Origin of the sequence: Lysinibacillus sp. NPDC096418, from assembly GCF_044762775.1 — a bacterium.
Lineage (GTDB): Bacteria > Bacillota > Bacilli > Bacillales_A > Planococcaceae > Lysinibacillus.
The window spans coordinates 14,020-34,816 of the sequence record NZ_JBIWEY010000014.1; the positions used below are offsets into that span (position 1 = coordinate 14,020).

15 protein-coding genes and 1 pseudogene are annotated in these 20,797 nt (G+C 34.4%); 6 read left to right on the forward strand and 10 right to left on the reverse strand.

What is annotated here, in order from left to right; all coding sequences use genetic code 11:
• Nucleotides 1-312: 312 nt before the first annotated feature.
• Nucleotides 313-990, forward strand: coding sequence for a hypothetical protein (locus tag ACIQZG_RS12310; RefSeq protein ID WP_402755482.1), 678 nt, complete (start codon nucleotides 313-315; stop codon nucleotides 988-990).
• The gene (locus ACIQZG_RS12315) at nucleotides 990-2,237 is read left to right on the forward strand and encodes an HlyD family secretion protein (RefSeq protein ID WP_402755483.1); all 1,248 of its coding nucleotides are present in this window, start codon (nucleotides 990-992) and stop codon (nucleotides 2,235-2,237) included. The genes ACIQZG_RS12310 and ACIQZG_RS12315 overlap by 1 nt, the downstream gene beginning before the upstream one ends.
• A 258-nt stretch (nucleotides 2,238-2,495) precedes the next feature.
• Here the strand turns inward: ACIQZG_RS12315 and ACIQZG_RS12320 are convergent, their stop codons facing one another.
• Together ACIQZG_RS12320 and ACIQZG_RS12325 are read right to left on the reverse strand one after the other, a co-directional pair.
• Nucleotides 2,496-3,989 (reverse strand): S-layer homology domain-containing protein, encoded by a 1,494-nt coding sequence (locus ACIQZG_RS12320; RefSeq protein WP_402755484.1) that lies wholly within the window; start codon nucleotides 3,987-3,989, stop codon nucleotides 2,496-2,498.
• Between the two features lie 522 nt (nucleotides 3,990-4,511).
• Nucleotides 4,512-7,406, reverse strand: a complete 2,895-nt coding sequence (locus ACIQZG_RS12325) for an S-layer homology domain-containing protein (RefSeq protein WP_402755485.1) — start codon at nucleotides 7,404-7,406, stop codon at nucleotides 4,512-4,514.
• A gap of 393 nt (nucleotides 7,407-7,799) precedes the next feature.
• Between ACIQZG_RS12325 and ACIQZG_RS12330 the strand changes: the two genes are divergently transcribed.
• The gene (locus ACIQZG_RS12330; RefSeq protein ID WP_402755486.1) at nucleotides 7,800-9,224 is read left to right on the forward strand and encodes an MBOAT family O-acyltransferase; all 1,425 of its coding nucleotides are present in this window, start codon (nucleotides 7,800-7,802) and stop codon (nucleotides 9,222-9,224) included.
• A gap of 10 nt (nucleotides 9,225-9,234) precedes the next feature.
• Nucleotides 9,235-10,416: an alginate O-acetyltransferase AlgX-related protein gene (locus ACIQZG_RS12335; protein WP_402755487.1), complete on the forward strand. Its 1,182-nt coding sequence runs from the start codon at nucleotides 9,235-9,237 to the stop codon at nucleotides 10,414-10,416.
• A gap of 69 nt (nucleotides 10,417-10,485) precedes the next feature.
• Here ACIQZG_RS12335 and ACIQZG_RS12340 read toward each other — a convergent pair whose 3' ends face one another.
• Entirely contained in the window at nucleotides 10,486-11,514 is a 1,029-nt protein-coding gene (locus ACIQZG_RS12340) for an acyltransferase family protein (protein WP_402755488.1), read from the reverse strand.
• A gap of 232 nt (nucleotides 11,515-11,746) precedes the next feature.
• Here ACIQZG_RS12340 and ACIQZG_RS12345 point away from each other — a divergent pair, with 232 nt between their 5' ends.
• Together ACIQZG_RS12345 and ACIQZG_RS12350 are read left to right on the forward strand one after the other, a co-directional pair.
• Complete coding sequence (locus tag ACIQZG_RS12345) at nucleotides 11,747-11,926, forward strand: hypothetical protein (RefSeq protein ID WP_402755489.1); 180 nt, start codon at nucleotides 11,747-11,749, stop codon at nucleotides 11,924-11,926.
• A gap of 474 nt (nucleotides 11,927-12,400) precedes the next feature.
• Complete coding sequence (locus tag ACIQZG_RS12350) at nucleotides 12,401-12,661, forward strand: hypothetical protein (RefSeq protein WP_402755490.1); 261 nt, start codon at nucleotides 12,401-12,403, stop codon at nucleotides 12,659-12,661.
• Nucleotides 12,662-12,742: 81 nt separating this feature from the next.
• Here the strand turns inward: ACIQZG_RS12350 and ACIQZG_RS12355 are convergent.
• The 7 genes and pseudogenes from ACIQZG_RS12355 to ACIQZG_RS12385 all read right to left on the reverse strand — a co-directional run bounded on the left by ACIQZG_RS12355 (nucleotide 12,743) and on the right by ACIQZG_RS12385 (nucleotide 20,787).
• Nucleotides 12,743-13,330, reverse strand: a pseudogene (locus tag ACIQZG_RS12355) (ABC transporter ATP-binding protein).
• A gap of 288 nt (nucleotides 13,331-13,618) precedes the next feature.
• Nucleotides 13,619-14,314 carry an acylneuraminate cytidylyltransferase family protein gene (locus ACIQZG_RS12360; RefSeq protein ID WP_402755491.1) on the reverse strand — a complete coding sequence of 232 codons (696 nt, stop codon included), beginning with the start codon at nucleotides 14,312-14,314 and terminating at the stop codon, nucleotides 13,619-13,621.
• A gap of 54 nt (nucleotides 14,315-14,368) precedes the next feature.
• Complete coding sequence (locus ACIQZG_RS12365; protein ID WP_402755492.1) at nucleotides 14,369-15,490, reverse strand: N-acetyl sugar amidotransferase; 1,122 nt, start codon at nucleotides 15,488-15,490, stop codon at nucleotides 14,369-14,371.
• 109 nt (nucleotides 15,491-15,599) lie between these two features.
• On the reverse strand, nucleotides 15,600-16,736 hold the full coding sequence (gene neuC, locus ACIQZG_RS12370) for a UDP-N-acetylglucosamine 2-epimerase (protein ID WP_402755493.1): 1,137 nt from the start codon (nucleotides 16,734-16,736) through the stop codon (nucleotides 15,600-15,602).
• Nucleotides 16,729-17,775: an N-acetylneuraminate synthase gene (gene neuB, locus ACIQZG_RS12375; protein WP_402755494.1), complete on the reverse strand. Its 1,047-nt coding sequence runs from the start codon at nucleotides 17,773-17,775 to the stop codon at nucleotides 16,729-16,731. The genes neuC and neuB overlap by 8 nt, the downstream gene beginning before the upstream one ends.
• Before the next feature lie 679 nt (nucleotides 17,776-18,454).
• Nucleotides 18,455-19,435, reverse strand: coding sequence for a hypothetical protein (locus ACIQZG_RS12380; RefSeq protein WP_402755495.1), 981 nt, complete (start codon nucleotides 19,433-19,435; stop codon nucleotides 18,455-18,457).
• A 188-nt stretch (nucleotides 19,436-19,623) separates the two neighbouring features.
• A complete protein-coding gene (locus ACIQZG_RS12385) occupies nucleotides 19,624-20,787 on the reverse strand; it encodes a UDP-N-acetylglucosamine 2-epimerase (protein WP_402755496.1) in 1,164 nt (387 codons plus the stop codon).
• Nucleotides 20,788-20,797 lie beyond the last annotated feature (10 nt).

The window sequence follows — 20,797 nt, forward strand, 5'->3', positions numbered from 1 at the left end:
AATGGATATGTACATTCTCGTTTTATACTCCTTACTTTAGTATCGGTTTGAATGAGCCGTTTTCAAGCTATTTTCACAACCCTCTCTCCACTCTATCGTAACCTTAGAACATTTTATATTTTTTGGTGTTAATATACTGTAAATAAAGGAAGTTATTTTCATAATACTATATAATTGTTTTGTCTGATGTTTTATTTGAATGAATCGGTGGAATAAACGTTAAAATTCAGCGATTTTCATCTGTCATTATCATCGAACAAGGTGTATACTTCATTTTTGATATTTACTATTTTTATAGAAAGGAAGCTGTGTATGTTCTATCATTACAAATTTTGGCATAGCCTAACACACCCAACCTACTTTACACAAATTGTAGAGAATGGTGAAATAGCAGGATACAAAAAACGTTCATTCACGGTTTTCATTTTGTTTATTCTCTTATTTGCTACACGCGAATATTGGGGAATGGGCACAGAAAGTTTAACAACATTATTCGCAATGAATTCCCAAGATGAATACTATACGGCTCGGCTACTCTCTATGGTCGGTACAATCGTATGGGCCATTTTATACTTTTGCTTCCACTATTATGGTGTACCGTATTTCTTACATCAGCTAACGGAAATTCCGTTTAAATGGATTCAAAAAGTTCAGCTTTATGTCGTAACGTTCTTGCTACTTGAGAAAGCAATTTTATTTGCTGTGTTTTATGCTGTTGGCTATTCAACTACCTTCTCATTCTTTTCACTTGCTCCACTGGCACAGCAGTTTATTGGTACGGATGTCGTATTATTCGCCATTAATCAGCTAACAGTCGCAACTGTACTAACAATTTTTGTACAATTTACATTCCTCTCAAAATGGGAGGACGAAGCAAGTAGAAAATCATTACTGGCAAAAATCATTTTCTTACAGATCATCATGGCCATTTTCGTAGGCATGGTTAGCGTTTTACCTCTTCAAGAATGGCTTATTAGGGGGTTAGGTTAATGAACTTTCTAAAAGCGAGACCTTGGACGAGCATTACCGTTGTCGCTGTGGCTATTTTAATAGGATTGAATGCATATTTTGTTTTTAAAGATGATAGCAAGGTTGCACGATCTTACTTTATCGATGAATTTCAAAAAGCGTATACACGCGACAATGTAGAACGCATCAATAAGGAAACAATCGTGGCACCGGCAGAAACGTACACGATCACAACTGATGCAACAAGCTTATCAGCTATTTCTGTAAAACGTGGTCAAGAAGTGGCTACAACTGACTTACTCGCTACCTATAAAACGGAAGAAGTAGATGATGAATTAACAAAGCTCGAGGCAGAACAAGCCGCTTATGAAACAGAGCTGAGTGACTTAGAATCAGCGCTATCTCAAATCGAAACTGACGCTACCGATCCAACAAGTTCTATAAATACAGATCAAATAAGCGACAAATTGGCCGTCACTGTCGAAATGGAGTTGGCCGGTCAAAATTCGACATCGACAGCAATTGCTATTTTAAATCGACATATTGCCGAGACAACTCGACAAATTGCATTAATAGACGCGCAAATAGCACAATTACAAGCTCGTCAAGGTGTGATTAGTCCTGTCGATGGTGTTATAGCAAACATTACGGAAGAGGCTGGCTCAGTCACATTTGAAATTTATTCTTCTGAAAAAGGAATGCTCGCCTATTTATCAGAAGATGAGTGGCAGCAAGTGATGGCTGGACAAACTGTGGATTTTGAATTGCAGCATTTCGAGGATGACTTAACTGGAGTAGTCATTGAAAAGCAAATGATTGCAACTAATAACGATTCATTTTGGGCTAATCAATTAGCCAAATCAGTGAAGCTACCACACCCTTCAAACTACGAAGTGACGTTACAACAAGACGCTATTTTAGAAGAAATTCCATTTTCAACAGTCGGAAAAGCTTCTATTATTGTCAATGAAGCTGCAGATTCTTTTAAAGTAGATAAGAATTGGGTGAAATCTTCAAAAAAGGATACTCACAGCCTTTATATCGTTGGTCAAGATGGGAAAATTCGCCTCGAAGATATTCAGGTCGAATTTGAAACAGCAAACTCTACTATTTTCACTGGCTATTTAGATGAAGGAACACCGATGCTTTCTAATGAAAAGCGTAATATTATGGCACGCTCATTCCGTACGATGCCTATTGAAAAAATTCAATGGCAACATTTTAAAGAGCTAGGCTGGAAAGAGTATATTAAATACATTACCTTTTAGATAGAAGAAAACTCCCCACTCATGGGGAGTTCAGACTGTAGACAAAGTCGATTTTTTCGACTTTGTCTATTATTTTTAAATTGAGCGGCTATAAGCACAATTCTTTTTAGATTTTCCAAACCCTTTATTTTCAAGGGGGCGGAAAAACGTTTGAACATAGAAAACTAAAATTAAATGCCCACATATGATAACTTTTTGATACGAATTTAGTTTGTCGACACTCTGAACTCCCCACTCATGGGGAGTTTTTCTATTTACTCAATATAACGGTTCTTCCATTTCTTCTTGTGTAGATAGCTCATAGTACATCGATGTTACACCACTTACTGAGTAAATCGAGCCGTGTACGTATAACTTCTGTCCATTTTCACCCATTAGTCGAACTGAAAAGATGGCATTATTACCTGCACCAACTCGTTTGACCTTCACGCCATCCTTAGAGAACTTGACATCTAAAAGCTCCTCATCAATTAAAGCACCTGTATACTGCTCAACTTTCACACTTTGTACTTCAAAGCCAATTTCTTTTGTTGGTATAAATAACTCTATTTTCTCCATCGCTTCTGCTAAGTAAATATCATAGCCATCTACAGCTGCATGAATACCAACACGGACAGATTTCCCTTTATCATCTGAAAATGTTGCAACGTACTCACCTGCTTGCAACAACGTTAGTTCATAAGCTGCGCCGTTTGGAATATTATCTTCTTCCCAGCCTTCAAAACGATATGGCTTGTACGAATATACTTTAGGGCTCACTGTATGCCCATCCTTTGTTTCTAGCTTCAGATTCTTGGCGTTTATGCCATGATCCTGCTCAAAAAACAACACGGTACCCGGTGTCAATTCCTCCGTTTCCTGACAAACCATTTGCAGTTTGCCATCAACCTTCGTTACCGTTACTTGATACTTATTCAACCCAATATACTCGTAATTTCCATCACCATCTATTTTATAAGAAGCTACTACAAAAGAACCTGTCCCTTCACGTAAAGCCTCAACTTCAACTTTATCACTTTGCGAACGAACACTGAAAAACTCATCTGCTGTCCCTGCTATCCAATTGCTTGCTGCAATCACCTCTAGAGCATTTGCGCCAAAATCATTCGCTTTAAACGATTGCACAACACGATCTTTCTCCAAATTTTCAATTCGCTGAATAAACAACGCTAACTGTGAACGCTTCACGGTTTCCTTCAAACCAAAAGTATCAGCAGTCACACCTTTTGTAATGTTATTTTCATAAAGAGGTCCAACTGTATAATAGGCATTTGAATTTTTTACAATATCTTTAAATGGCAATGTGCCGCCATACTCATATAAATTAAATGCAGACGTTAGCATACTTGCCAGTTGCTCGCGCGTAATTGCTCGATTCGCTCCGAATGATCCATCAGCTAATCCGGACACAATATTGGCATTTTGCAACGCCGCTATCGCACCGTAGTACTCATCATTAGGTGATAAATCTGAAAACTTGGGATCGTCTACTTTTTCTGTATCTAACTTCAATATCCCTGCTAAAATTTTTGCAGCTTGTCCACGTGTTACATCCGCAAACGGCTTAAATGTCCCATCAGCATAACCGCTAATTATGTCTCGCTCTACTAAACTTTGTACAGCGGCTCCATATTCCTTTGTATAGTCAACGTCAGTAAATCCTTTTGCTGCATGAGCAGTTGGTGCGGCAACAATGACACTTGTCATAAGCGCTGTTATAAGTGCTCCTTGAAATAGTTTTTGATTTTTCACCAGTCCATCCCCTTAATGTTTCTATATTCTATTATTAATAATACGCTAAAACTGCCTTTTTAGTATCAGATTTTTCCATATTCAACTTCATCACTTACAGCTAATAACTATTCGCTTCAAGTTTAGTAGTAGTTTCTGCTCTATTTTATTTATTGCTGGAATCCCTTATATATTCCTCAAAATAAAAATAAGCCCTAACACCTGAAATGAGGTGTTAGAGCTCTTTCAAAAATAATTGTTTTTCTAAAATGTAAAAAAGACTTAGGTTACCCTAAGCCTCAGAGTGTCGACAAACTAAATTCGTAACAAAAAGTTATCATATGTCGGCATTTGATTTTTGTTTTCTATGTTCAAATGTTTTTCTGAATCCTTGAAAATAAAGGGTTTAGAAAATCTAAAAAGAATTGTGCTTATAGCCGTCTAATTTAAAAATAATAGACAAAGTCGAAAAAATCGACTTTGTCTACAGTCTGAGACTTAGGTTACCCTAAGCCTTTTTTATAGTTAACATTTTCTTACGAATTAGTAAGCTGCTTTAATTGATGTGAAATCTAATTCATTTAGATTACCATCTTTTACAATTGCGCCATCAGCTAGTTTCACTGTGATACCTTTTGCGATTTGGTCAGCTGATAATTTTACTGTAACTTTTACTTCTTTAGCCGCTGAAGTTACTGCTGTATTCGTCACACTTGTACCAGTTGTAGAGTCACCTACAAATAATTCAAATGCATCTGCACTTACAGTTACTGCTTCTGAGAATGTAAGAGTAAGCTCAGTTACTTCACCAGCAGTTGTGTTAGTGTATTTCGCAGTTACTACTGTTGGTGCAACGTTTTCTTTCATATTAGCAACTGTTTTAGTTACTGTATCCATTACTACGCCATTTTTAGCTTTTACGTTTTGGATTGTAAGATCACGGTCACCATCTAATGTGTTTGTACCTTTTTTAAGTGTTAATGTTACTGTATTAGCAACACCGTTTGTATCTTTACTTAATGCAGCTTTTTCAATTTCTAAGCCTGAAATTGCGTAGTTCGCTGCAGTAGTTGCAGAAACGCCATCAACTTCTTTATCGAAAACAACTGTTACAGTATTGCTATCTGTAGCTGTTACTGATGTTACTTCTGGTTTATCTGAAGTAGTTGCTGTACCATCTTCACCACGTTTGAATGTGATTGTGAATGCTTCAGCTTGGTTTGCTGTTGTATTAGTATCAGCAATAAATCCTTTAGCAAATTTCACTGTGTAAGTAGCGTCTTTCGCTAAAGAAGCTTCAGTACCATTAGCTGGTGTGAATTTAACAGTTTTTAAAGCAACTTCTAATTGCTTTTTATCTTTTGCATTTACAGTTAATTGACCTGCTGTTAATTTACCTTCAGTTGTTACTAAATCTTTGTTTAATTCAATTGCAGCTGTAGCTGCAGTTGTGAATGAAGCTGGTTCTTTAATTTCTTTATCAAAAGTTAAAACTAATTTCTCTTCTTTTGTTGTTGCATCTACAACAATTTCAGATTTCACGAATTTTGGAGCTAATGTATCAGCTTTAAATTCAACTAGTTTTGAGAAGTCTTTTAATGCTTCACCTGATAAGTCAGTAACTGGTGAATTTGTAGTTGATTTAACTTCTACTTTGTGAAGACCAGCTGCTAATGCACTATTAAGCTCTACATTGTATTTTGTTTTATCGTCTTTATCTACAACTGCAACGTCAGCTGAAGTTAATGCAGTGCCGTCAACTAAGATGTTTTCTAAAGCTAAACCTTGTACTTCTTCGCTAAATTTGATTTCAAATTTATTTAAGCCTTTAGCTGTTACTTCTGTAACTTCTGGAGCTACGCTGTCTTTATCACCTTTAGTGAACTTCACTGAAGTTGGGTTAGGGTTGATTAAGTTACCAGCTTGGTCTTTAGCACCAATAACTGTAGCTGTGATTTCTGTACCAGCTTTAATAGCACCATCAATTGTTAATACTACTGCAGAATCGCCTGTAGTGAATGATTTAGTAACTGCTACTGCATCACCTTTAGCATCTGTAAATGTCCAGTTACCTTCAACAGATAATGGCTCAGAGAAGTTTACTTTTACTTTAGAAGAGTTTACTTTCTCCACATTTAAGATCGTTGGCGCAGCTGTATCTTTACCAAAATCAACGTTTTTAGCTTCGTATTTTACTACATCTTTACCGTTAGTATCTTTTACTTTATCGATTGTGATGTCGTAACGACCTTCGAATACAGTTTGAGCGCCACCTGTAGTAGCTTTACCAGCAGTAATAGTTAATGTTTTACCATCTTTAGATAATTCACCAGTAGCATTTTCTACTACTTTACCATCTAAAGATTTAAATGTAACATTCTTAACTGCTTTAGATGTAGAGTCAATTACTGTATCTTTATCAACAGCTTTGTTGAATTCTACTACAACTTGAGTAGCGTTAATTGCTTTTACTGATTCTACTGCTAGAGTTGAAGCTTCAACTACGAATGCAGGTGCAGCTACTTCGTTAACAGTGTAAACAACAGATTGATTAGTAGTTTCTGCTGCAACTACTTGGTCAACTGTTAATGTAGCAGTTAATCCATCTTCAGAAAGAACTACTGCAGAAGGAGTTACTTCTGTAGCTGTACCACCATTGATAGCTTGAGATACTTTGAAATCTTCTACAGAAACTTCTTTAGCAGCTTCTGCTAATTTAACAGTTAATGAACCGTTAACTGCAGTTACTGATTCTACTTTTAACTCAGCTTCTTCCGGAGCAACGTTAGTAATTGCGCGGTGTAAGAATGATGCGAATTGACCACGAGTTAAAGAGTTTTTCGGATTGAATGCAGTTACTTTTGTAAGTTCTGCGTATTCTAATGCGATAATCGCTTCACGGTTTTCGTCAGCATTTGCTTTATCTAAATCTGTGATTTTAGATTCGAAGTCAGCAGCTTTATAATCAGCTACTAAATCAACACCGTATACAGTGTTAAGAGCACGTACTAATACAACTGCCATTTGCTCACGAGACATGTTGTTTGCTTGCATTAATTTGTTGTTAGAGCCTTTGAATACGCCAGCATCTTTAACAAGTGCAGCATACTGTACTAACTCTTGGTCAACTGAATCTGTTGCTAAGTCATCGAAACGAGCTACAGTTTTGTAATCTTCTGGAATTTCATAACCTTCAGATACTAACCATTTACCTAATAATTTTGTTACGTTACCACGTGTAACTACAGCGTTTGGCTTAAATGTACCGTCAGTGTAGCCGCTGATGATTCCAGCTTCAGCTAAAGCTAGAATTGCATCCTTGTGATCATTGTTTTCGATATCTGAAAAGCTTGCTGCGCTTGCTACTGGTACGATAGCTGATGCTACTAATGCCGCTGATGCTGCGCTTACAACCCATTTATTTTTAGTCTTGTTCATTGTAAAACCTCCAAAACAAATTTAGCCAACTAATATGTGACTACTAAAAATAGTATAAGGGTAAGAGAGAGAAGGTATCAAAGGTAAGATATGGAGGGAATATTTTGGTAATCAAATTTTAGGGTGATAATCATGACATTTGTATACATTTTTATAAAAACAATGGGTTAAAAGAATTATTTTCTTTAAATGTATTGTGTATTAATGCCATAATTACATAAATTTCATGAATAATTTTTCGATTTAAATAGTGAGTATTTGTGGTATATCTTGGATAAAAATAGTGAACAATTACTAATTTTACGTTACAATAAGATAGATTGATTCTCATTTTTTTCTGACCATATTTACTATATTTTTTCACTTTTTTTATAAGGATGGGGATTTTAAGAAATGGTTTTTAGTAGTCTTATTTTTTTATATGTATTTTTACCATTAGTACTAATTTTGTACTTCATATCCCCTAGGATGTTACGAAATACAATTCTACTGTTGGCTAGTTTATTCTTCTATGCATGGGGCGAGCCGAAGTATGTTTTTCTAATGATGCTATCTATCTTACTGAACTATGTTTTTGGGATCGTTATTGAAAATACTAAATCTCAGTCTAAGAGAAAAACACTACTGTGGCTCGTTATTGCCAGTAACCTAGCGATTTTAGGCTATTACAAATATGCAGGATTTTTTGTGGATTTAGTGAGCAATTTTGTGGATAAGCCGCTTGAATGGCAGGCTGTGCCGTTACCTATAGGCATTTCATTTTACACATTCCAAGCACTAAGTTATGTCATTGATGTGTACCGAAAGGATGTTAAAGCTCAGCGAAATTTCCTAGATTTATCACTATTTATTACATTATTTCCACAGCTTGTCGCTGGTCCAATTGTACGTTATCAAACCGTTGCCGAACAGATTAAAAAGCGACTTTCTACCGCCGAGGACTGGATGGTTGGTTCCCGTCGTTTTGTACAAGGCTTAGCAAAAAAAGTGCTCATAGCAAATCCTATGGGCGAGGTAGCAGATCATGTCTTTAGCCTATCTGGTGGAGATTTAACTACAGGTACAGCATGGCTTGGAATATTAGCGTATTCACTTCAAATTTACTTTGATTTCTCTGGTTACAGTGACATGGCCATTGGGCTTGCACGCATTTTCGGTTTTAAATTTGAGGAAAACTTCAATTATCCGTATATCGCACAATCTGTCACTGACTTTTGGCGTCGCTGGCATATTTCACTGAGTAGCTGGTTTAGAGATTACGTGTATTTCCCACTTGGGGGTAGTCGTGTAAATCATCAATGGAAGCTTTATCGAAACTTACTCGTCGTTTGGACATTAACTGGTTTTTGGCATGGGGCAAGTTGGACGTTTATGGCATGGGGCTTTTACTACGGTATCTTAATTTGTTTAGAAAAGTGGTTACTGCTGAAATGGCTGGACGGCATTCCACGATTCTTACGTCATGTTTATATGCTGATCATTGTGATGATTGGCTGGGTATTCTTTAGAGCGAATGACTTTACATATGCTTTTATGTTCATTAAAACAATGTTTGGCCTAACAGATGTTGGCCTCTATAATTACGAAACTATTTTACTGGCAAAAGACTATGTGATTTACTTTATCGTCGCCCTTATTTTTGCGTTACCAATCTATAAAGTCTATCAAAATTGGAGCGAGCAAAAGGCTACACAATTCACATCTTTTGACTGGGGGCTACGCTTAGTACAAGCAATTTACTATGGAGCACTTTTACTATTCATCACAATGTTTTTAGTGAACGCAACACATAATCCATTCATTTACTTTAGATTCTAGGTGGTACATCATGCGAAAATTTCAATATTACCTTTTTCCTATTACGTTTTTTTGCATTGTTTTCGGTGGCTTTTTGATTCATGTATTAACTGTGGATCGCCCACAGTCTGAAATGGAAAATCGACAACTCGAGTCAGCAAATATTTCCCCTAGCGTGAAAGAAATTTTTTCAGGCAAATGGTCAAAGCAGGTCGAGGCTTATATTTCTGATCAGTTCCCTGCACGTGACTGGTGGATGCGTGACTACGTCTTCTTTCAGCGTGCGATGGGCAAAACTTTCTTAAATGATAAATACGCTGTCGATGAAGCGAGTGGCTGGATAATTTCTAAGCCTGCTCCTGCTAAAAATGAGCAAGAGCTAGCTTCTTTTGCCACAGACTTACAAAAGCTAAGTGAAGTATTAGCGACAAAAAATATCCCGTTTACATATTATTCATTGCCTGCAAAAGCGACCTACTCACGTGAGCCAAGTCCGAATTTTATGCCAGCTGATGCTGGTATAAAAAACAATGCTAAGCTACATAGACTATTAACAGCTGCTGGTGTGGATAATATTAAGTTACAAGATCATATGACTGACGACTTTTCGGCAGAAAGAAATTTCTTTAAAACCGATCACCACTGGACAATGCACGGTGCCTACTCTGGCTACGAGGCACTAATCACAACACTAAGCGACAGGCTTGGCGAAGCAATACAACCGGTCACATATGTTGAAGCGAATACAACATGCTTGCCAAATCACTTTGCTGGCTCATGGAATAAAATTCTCTACCTGACCGTCGAAAATAGCGACCAAATTTGCTACAACGAGCCCACTTCCTTTGCTACACAGTTTATAATATATGATGGAACAATCGAAGGGGGCGTCACAGCACCTTATGAGGCAATATACGGCCGTGCTAAACAAATGGATGCTAGTATGCTAGTAAACTATGCAGACGCCTATAGTCGCGACTTCGCAGAGCTGACGATTGTGAATAAAGATTATGCCAGTGATAAACACCTCGTTGTTATTAAGGATTCGTACTTTAACGCTATCCAGTTCCATGTAGCAAGTCATTTTAAAACACTAACTATTTTAGATTTGCGTTACCTAGAGAAAGATGTTATTTCTTATTTACAAAGCATGCAACCTGATTATGTTGTGCTTGCTTATAATGATCGCAACCTACGACTGATGCCGGAATAACATGGATTTTGTAAGATCTATCAGCTATTATTACTTTCCTATTAGCTATAAACAAAGCAACGATTTCCTTTAATCAGAAATCGTTGCTTTTGTTTTATTATCCGTGCTTTTTATTTTCCCAACAATCCACTTACTGAAGGGAAACATTGAAATAAACTTCGTCAGTATGATACTAACGCAAAGAGTCCATAGTACTAGCAAAGGTACTCGGACTAATGTATTGTCAAAATGCTCTACAAACCAGTCTGTCGAAAACCGTAGAACTTGCCAATGAATTAAATAAATCACAAACGAATACTTACTAATTATGCGTATTGGCGCAACATATGGTATAGACTGTCCCCATGCTATGACAAACAATACTATGCTTGTCACGAGCGGTATTAAATCGAGACGGCGCGAATATACCTCCGTATGACCAAGCTGAATACGAATATATAGATATACACCTGATAACAATACTAGAAAAATCGTCGCAATGCGGTATCTTTTTGCAAAGACTGCAATTTGTGAATAATACATGCCGATCAAATAAGCTAACGCAAAATAGCCAAGCCAGCCAGTAAAGAATAAACGCATGATGTGTATATTATCTTCGAAAAGCGGGTAAGGCAGCAAAATGACCGTATGATGAATAAGCGAAACTAGTACACACATCGGTAAAAACCAAGCTGGCGACCACTTAAAGTGCTTCATCAAGGCAAAGATCACATATAACTGCATAATTATTATGACAAACCAGCCTGTAAACCCACCAAACAGTACATTTTCTATATATTTTTCCACTAACAATCCTTTTCGATAAATCGATTCTACTATTAGGGCATCCACAAACGCCCACACTAAAAAAGGAACAAAGATAAACTGTAACCGGCTTGACCAATAACCAGTTGGTACCTGCTCACGATATCGATTAGCCAATATTAATATTGACAACACAATAAAAGTTGGCGTCGCAAAACAAAGGGAAACCCGTAAAAACATATACAACTCATGCTCTGGTGCCTTCCCGACCGTCGAAATAATCCATGACGATACATGTAGTAGCAAGATTGATAGACACGCCACCACCCGCAGCATATCCCACTCTTTAATCACAAGCATTCTCCTAAAAATTTTTTCTCTATATCTATAAGGATTTCATATTTTGCTATGAAATGCAAAGAAGATGTTATATTGATACTCAAAATCTACATTTTCAACTCTTGTATAAGATTAAAGTAGGTATTTTTAGCCGCTTCACAAATAGTAATATTATGTATAATAATTAAAACTTTAAATATTTTATTTACAAGTAAGAGGGGCCTAGAAAATATTTAGGAAATGTTTAATGCTCATTGTTGCCTGTTTATTTGCAGCATGTACAAACAACGAAGAAATTGCGACAACTGAAGAAGATGTAGCTACCGAAGTATTACTCCCTCAATCTTTCGAGGATTTGCAAAGCTTAGTATATGAAAGCGAGTCTTACCTCCAAACTACTAATAATTTTCCCGTAATAGATAAATAACTTGTCGATTTTGATGGCGATCAAATCCCTGAATATGCTCTAAGGTATTGTGCTCATGAAAAATACGGCTATATTATAGGAAAATACAATATTACTGACAAAAAACAGGAACATTTGATAAAATCCCCATATGAATATACGTTTTTTACGAGGTTACCTTTCATGGAATTCTAAAAGGTTAAGATGGCAAGGAAATACTGATCACATGCGATTTCCAACCAGGGGCTAATACAATCTCATATGAAGTTAATCTTCTAAAGGCTTCTGATGATAACAAGTGTGTTCTATTAAACTTTAGACAAAACTTATATCAAAGTAGAGTAATGATACAACAGTTGATCCCTAGACAAATTCTTTTCATCTAGAGAGACCCGAATCAAGTCAAACCTATATTTAAAGGACAACTATCGTTTAATAAACGATGATAAAATATTACTTCCAACAGGTCTACTATTAATACATAAAGAAGCATTTATGCAAGCACTAAATAATAACTTTACAGCAACCAAAATTTCTTTTTTAGATTCATTTGATGAAGGTGTTCAAAAGAATAGCGTCGTCAGCAAAGATGAATCATTTGAAGGTGTTGTATGTAAGGCCTATGAAGATGACTCGAATTGCATTGATAATTACGACACAACTCAAGTAAACCCCCTCCCGCTCACAGGCATGGAAGATTCGCATTGCAGTCGGAAGAGCATCATGCATATCGTGCTTTTTTTGGATATACGTTAAAAGTTCCTTTGGATATCCCGTATAGATAATTTCACAATGCACCTTTAAAACAACCGTATCTACAAGTGGGAGAAGTTCCTTTTAACAATGCTCGATTAATATAACAGTTAACCTTAATTCTTGGTTTAATTTATGCAACGTCGTGATAAATTCCATCGACGCAATCGGATCTAATTGCGAGGTCGGTTCATCTAATAGCAATAATTTAGGCTTCATAGCCATCACCGCTGCCAAAGTTAATAATTGCTTTTGTCCACCAGTTATCCCCACTGTTTTTTTGACAAAACCAACTTTGAATACCAAAGAAGTTAGCCATTTCCGCTACACGTCTTCGAATTGTTGTGTATCTAGCCCTAAATTTTCTAAACAAAATGCAAGCTCATGCTATACTTTATCTGTGACAATTTGATTTTCCGGAAATTGTAGGACAAAACCTGCCTCTAATGCAGCTATTTTCATATCTAAATCCTCTAACCGCTCATTTCGATAAAGAATATAGCCACTTTTTTTACCAAGCGGGGCAAGTTCACACTTCAAATGCTTTAATAGCGTACTTTTTTCACACCCCGATTTCCCTATTAAAACAACAAATTCCACTTCTTCTATCGCGAGGTTAATATTTTTCAGTGCTACTTCTATTTCTTCTGGATAACAAATTAGGATTTCAATAGCGGTCCCCTGAGTAACAGGTGGGAGCTATTTGACGATTACACTCGTTTCACCGCTATCTTGAAAGGCTTGTGTACGTGAGTACCATTAGAGTTGATTCTGATTGAATCATGAAAAAACCTCCTAATGAATGATGAAAGTGTTTGATTCACGTCTTCAACTCATTAGAAAGAGTATAGTATTTAGTACTAACGACCAAACCGGCTAAACATATTATTTTCTTCACTATCTACTTGATAGGTATCGAATCACGGTATCTTATCAAGCATCGTGTGACACTAAATTCAACTATTGATTTTCCAATAAAACCTTTAAAAATTCTAAATCAATTTCTTCATCGATATCAATGTCATACTTTTTATCCATTATGAAACCTAAATTATTATCGTTAAGACTTGTGTTTACAGTAAAATTATCATTAATTTTATTAATGTATATTGAACCATTCACTTTATAATACTTAGGAAACTCTTGTCTTCTCAGTGTACTATTTATGTTTAATATATTTTGCAGCTTTCCAGACTCATTCATTGTTCTTATTAAAACGGGATGCTCTGAAACCTCGGAAATACTTACTAAACCCTCTTCATTTCTGTCAACTATCGTTTGAATCGCTTCATCAATAATATCACTAGTTCTAATTGGCTGTGTCGGTTGCAATAATACTAAATAATCATAGAATTCACCGACTTCATTTAGTTTTTCAACAGTATGGATTAAAACTTCTATCGTTTTAGCTGTATCGGTAGCTAAATGTTTTGGCCTTAAAAACGGTACTTCTGCACCACACTGCTTTGAAATATTCGCAATTTCTTCATCGTCAGTTGAAACTACTATTTTATCTATATATTTCGCATCTTTAGCAGCATCAATTGTATATTGAATTAAAGGTTTATCATGAATATGTACGATATTCTTTCTCGCGATTCCTTTACTTCCACCTCTTGCAGGTATAACAGCTAATATTTTGTTATATTTATACATAAAACCTAGTCCTTTCAAATAGAAGACTATCTTTTCTAACCATTGATTTACGCATTATTCTAAATTAAATTTTTTATTCCAAACTCCATAATTATCTTGTTCAAATAAATCTGTATTGTACCAATTATCTGCAATTTCCCAAAATTCTTTAATTGTAATCCCAACAAAATTACAATAGTCGTCTAGTATTTTTTGATCTAACTTGTGATCTCTTTCATTCACCAATTTAATTGCTTCTTCTCTAGTTAACTTTTCTGCACGTATATATCTAGAAGCCATTTCAGTTGCACTAGAATGACCAAATTTCGGATATTTAAACCATTGATTTAATAAATAGCCTGGACTATCAATCTGATTATAATTTTCAATCGTTCCTTCTCTTATCCACTCATGATCCATATGTCTAAAACCGTGTCTCTTAGCAACTTCATAATTATTGTGCGTATCCCACTTTATAAAATAAGATAGATAGATTGGCTCTAACTCCGCCTTCTGAATCTCTTCAAAAGTCGGATTCTTTATACTATTTAAATCCTTCATCGTAATGCCTTCTTCTAACCATTCATTCCAATCTATAGGTTTTACCACATCATTATTAAATTGATCCTTAGCTGAATATGTTTCTTCTTTTTGTGAGCCACCATATTCATAGTTAACATTTTCACCATAGACTAATAATTTTAATCCCATATTCATACACAATCTAACAGGTGCTGCATAGATTGCTGCATCCACATACCATGTTGGAGAGCCTAGTTTTTCAAGCCCCTTTAATAACATCTTCTTCCCTACTTTTTTATTCAATGCAAATGTTAAAACATCGCAACCAAACGATTCAGAAATATTGGCCTTATTCATTCTGCCAGTTTCAGTCCAACTCCAATTATCTACAGAAATTAACAAGGGATTCATCCCCATTAATTCTTTCATTACGTATACTTGAAAAGTTGAATCTTTTCCACCGGAAACCGCAATGGCACAATCATAACCATCACCATTGCATCCTCTATATTGATCACATAAATCTTTTAATTGTTTAAATCTTTCATCCCAATTAGTCAATAATTTTTTTTCATAATTGTTACAGGCTTCACATACACCTTGTTCGTCAAAAGTTAAACCTGGTCGCGTATTGGGCATCACACACTTTTTACAAAATTCAACAAAATCATTCATCTTTTCCACTCCCCGTAATATCATCTTAAATTTCGAAACTAACACTATTTATCAGTGTAATAGCTACAACAAATACTTATTTGAATCACTTTAAGATTCATCAAGATCTTTATTTCAAATTAATTGAATTGAAAACCTTTTGTCGTGAAGTTGACCAAAGTTGGTCACTTTCTATAATTTTCAAAAAGTTTTCTTTACTATTGCCATCTCCAAAATGATTAGTTTTTTTGATATAGGGCATCTTTTTTGCTTTTTGAATAGCATATAAAATATCTTTACAGTCTTCATCACAATTAATAACAGATTCATAAATAAATCTATTTTTTTGTCGTGTTCCAATATTAACGCTTGGAATACCTATTACCGGTGCTTCATGTATACCAGCACTTGAATTTCCTATTAAATACTTAGCATTTCTTAATATCTCTATGAAAAACTCAAATCTAATTGAAGGAAAACATTTAATATTATCATTCAAATTGAATTTTTTATATTCTTCTAATATTAAATTGTGGCCATGATCGTTATTAGGATGTATCACAATAACATTTTCTTCGCTTTCTAAAACCGCCTTCACTACTTGTTTAATTTTATAATTCAAACTATCAATCTCAGTAGTTACTGGATGGTACATTAACACCGCATATTCTTCAAAATCTATATCATATCGTTTTTTCACTAAATCTATATCTAAACTTGGCTCCTTTGAAATGATATCAATATCTGGTGATCCAATTACATAAATAGAATTATCATTCTCTCCGAGCTGTATTAATCTATTTTTCGCATCATTATTAGAAACAAAATGAATATGAGCTAATTTAGAAATAGAGTGTCTAATCGATTCATCAATCGTACCTGAAATTTCACCGCCCTCAATATGTGCGACTAATATATTATTAAAGACTCCTGAAATTGCCCCCGCTAAAGCCTCCACTCTATCACCATGAATAATAATTAAATCGGGTTTTAACTCTCTTATATACCGACTAAAACCATTTATCGTATTGGCTAAAACCAAATCCATAGGTTCTTCAGTAATTTGATTCATATAGACATGGATATTTTCAAATCCGTCTTTTTCAATTTCATGTTTGGTATCGCCAAATGCCTGTAACGTATGCATTCCTGTAACAAATAAATAGCACTCAAAATGAGGATGATATTCAACTGCACTTATCAGAGATTTTAGTTTCCCGTAATCTGCTCTAGTTCCAGTTAAAAATAATATTTTCTTTTTATGCATCAATATCATCCCAACTTAAATGTTTATCTGCCTCAATGGGTTTCAAAGCTACTTTCCCTATTACACTTTCGAAATGTTCCGCTTTTATTTCACCAGTACCTGGTCGCTTAACCCAGATGTTCTCTTTACTAAATACCTCTCCTGCCTTTATAGGCGCAATGGTTACAATAGTAGAAAATGCAAAATCTATTGTTACTTGTTCTTCTTTGGAGGCCTCTTTCTTTCCTCCTCGCATTTCAAAAATTTCATTGGAACCTTGTATTAAACCTTGAAGTTCTTCCGGAGTCATTGAATTAACAATATCTGGTCCCGGTCGATCTTTACTATCCGTAAAATGCCTTTCTAATATGGACGCTCCTAATGCAACTGCTGCTAAACAAGCGTTATTATTAACTGTATGATCAGATAATCCGATAACAGCATTCGGGAATTTCTTTTGTAGCTCTTGCATCGCCCCTAATCTCACCAATCCAGGAGGTGTTGGATATAAATTGGTAGTATGTAGCAAAGCATACGGTACTTTTCTTCTTTTTAATATTTCCACAGCTTTTTTTACACTTTCTATATTGTTCATTCCAGTAGAAACGATCATAGGTTTACCAAATGATGCTATATGATCAAGTAAAGGGTAATTATTCATCTCGCCTGAACCGATTTTATATGCCATCACTCCCATACGTTCTAATCTATCGGCTGCCGCTCTCGAAAAAGGAGTACTCATAAAAATCATCCCCTTCGATTCAACATATTTTTTTAATTCTAACTCTTCTTGTTCCGATAAAGCGCATCGCGCCATTATATCGTATATAGATTCATCTGCGTTTCCAGGTATTACTTTTTGAGCCTCTTGTGTCATCTCATCTTCTACAATATGGGTTTGATGTTTAATAACTTCTGCACCAGCATTAAATGCGGCATCAACCATCTCCAACGCAACATCGAGACTACCTTCATGATTTATTCCAATTTCAGTAATAACTAATGGTGGAAAGTTTTCTCCAATAGTTCTTTCACCTATTTTAATAAATGGTTTATTCATAATGTCTCCTTAATTTTAGATTAATATTTTTATAATCTCTTTTTATTATATATTCCATCTCTTTGATTGTAAAAAAATAACATCTTTATTTTTAGTAATATAATTATTTTACTAATAGTTACATACTACATAGATTTTCTATTTGGCGGAGTAATTAGTCGCCTGTTTACGGATTTAGTATATTTAGAAATCTCATCACTAGGTTACCTTGTTAAAATTATCAATTTTACCCCATACATATTTAACTGCTACGTCTTCAAAATCAACTACATTCAATGATTATAAATACATTTTTTTCATTTAATCAGAGAATATACACCAAATATTCCTATTAAAAATTTACTATGTTTAAATTGTACACGCCAATACTCTTTTACCATCGATCTCCTGATTAATTCCAATAAATATTAACAAAAGAATCAATAATCATTTGATTGCAGATATTATTATAGTTGGTAAAAAATAATGATTACGGAATACTATTCTAGTGTAAGTGAGATCATCAAGTTGAATTCCCCTATACTCCCAATTATCGAACAGTCTGTTTTCAATCTTCTTCTCCCTTCGAAAGATTAACATACTAATAGTTTAAGGATATTTAAAACTTCAAAATCTAAAGAAAAAAATAACTACTATTATTTCATGTGAAATTTACTACCTAATTATTAATAGTGTTTTATTAAATAATTTTTATCTTCGAAGCTATTTTTGAAGATTTCATTGCAACTAAGAATATTAATACTGGGATAATCATCGTGGCGGTAGAAATCCCAAACATACCACATAGTAAACAAATAAAAACTGTTAAAATTACTATCCGTAATTCAATATTCAAACCTAATTGAATGAATACACAAAAAATAAATATAAAAGGTATACTTAAAATAATAAGCCAAACAAGAATAGGAGAAACTAATAAAATCTTTCCCAAACCATGAGATAACATATTTATTAATCCGGTAGATCCTCCACCGTAAAAAGTTAGATTTTTGTTGATCATTTTTATAATATAAGGACCTAGTAATCCAATATATATAACACTATTAACTATAATAAATTTTATTACAGGTACAAAATGCTTCCCTTTATTTAAAGTTAAAATAAAACTTACTAATGAAATTTGCAATAAGCTAACCATCATAGTTCCACTACTTGTTGTAGAAAGCATAAAACCAACAAACATTGTTATATAATCTGATATAGAAAAATTTTCATTAGAATTATAAACTTTAAACTGCTTATAAAGGATTATTGTTATCCCCAAATAGGCTGGTATTAATCTTCCATTCATAAGATATGCTAGAATCAATGTTGAAAATATTGATACCAAAAAAAATACATTTGGAGCATTTATATATTTCTTTTTAAGAATAATACCTGCCTTCACAAAGATAACCACAATGCTAGCCAAAATAACCGTACAATAAATACTATAACTATAATCTAAACTGAAACCTAATTGCTCATGCATATAAACCGCTGGGAAAGCTATCAAATATCTAGGTCCCCATTGATGTCCAGCCATTATTAAATCAATAGGATTAGAACCGATTAGTGATAAGACTTGCGGAATAAAAATAAACTCAAAAACTCCTAAATTCCATCCAGCAATATATACTATTACTATTAGAATAATATATTTTATTAAATTAGGATTCATAATTAAAAAAAACGCTACTAGAATAACTAAGTAAAAAAGCAAAAAGTATATACCAAATTCTGTTACAGCAAGTAGTAAACCCACCGTAAATAGCAATATGAAATTTAGAGTGTGTATCATTATTTTGTGCATTAAACTTCTCCAAATTAAGTGAATTTTACAACCTATTTTTTATTATAGTACAGCGTTCATTCCATATACCCTGTTACTTTCTTTACTAACTTACAAACTTCAAAAGATGCGTTGTCAAAAGATTTCCATTTCAGGGCTGAGTCAGTTGGTCCATTGTCGATAGCTTTTATAATTGCGGTTTTAAGTTCATTTAAATCATTAGCATTATAACTCAATCCCAATTTTTCATAAGGGACTAACTCACTTTCACTTGATAGACTAACTGTCACTAATGCTCTATCTAAAAATACAGCCTCTAATCCTACTGTAGAATATTCAGTTAAAACAACTCGATGTTTGGTAATTAATTGTTTTATATCAACTTTCCCCTCAATTAACTTTAATCCATCATCTTTTATATATGAATATTCTTCAACTTGTTGGGAAGGATGTAACTTCACTGTAATTTCTTTTATCTTTCCTTCTTTCTTAACCTTTATTAAAGCTGCTAAAATCGAATGCGTATTAGAGGTAGGTTGACTCGCATATAGTATTTCCTTTTCAATTAAGTTAGGTGAAGAATCAATTAAATGAATATCGTCAAAAGCTGGTTGGCCAGTTACAACAATTTTATCCTTTTCTACACCCATTTCGATTAAGTTTGATTTAACTATTTCTGACATTACACAAATGTAATCTGGAATTTTAAATCTATTAATTTTTCGGAAAGAACCAAATTCACTAGGATCCATACCAAATAAATCTTCAATGGAAATTGATGGGATATTCATTTCCTTAGCTGCTAATAATGCTGCAAACTCCGACCTAGGAGAATTAGTCACCAAAATTATATCTGGCTTCTCTAATTGAAATATTTCTTTAAATTTTTCTACCGGTAAAAATACTTTTCTGTCCAATTCTTTAAAGAGGTTTAGTGCTTTTGTTTCCCCAACTTCTTCAATTAGTGATTGCAAATTAACACCGTAATAAGCAATTGTATCTTGAAGATCAAAACTGTTCCCGTCTACATGTAAATACTTATATTCCATCCCTAACTTTATTTCATCTTCACTTGCATAATCATAATACGTTTTCGTTTTAAAACCAGCATTTATTGCCTTTAATTTTGCATTTGTTAAACCTAATATTGTTACATCTAGATATTTACTTAACTCCTTAGCAACAGACAAAATAATATTAATATGTCCGCCACCATATGATACTAAAAAAGCTTTTTTCATAAATTGTCAT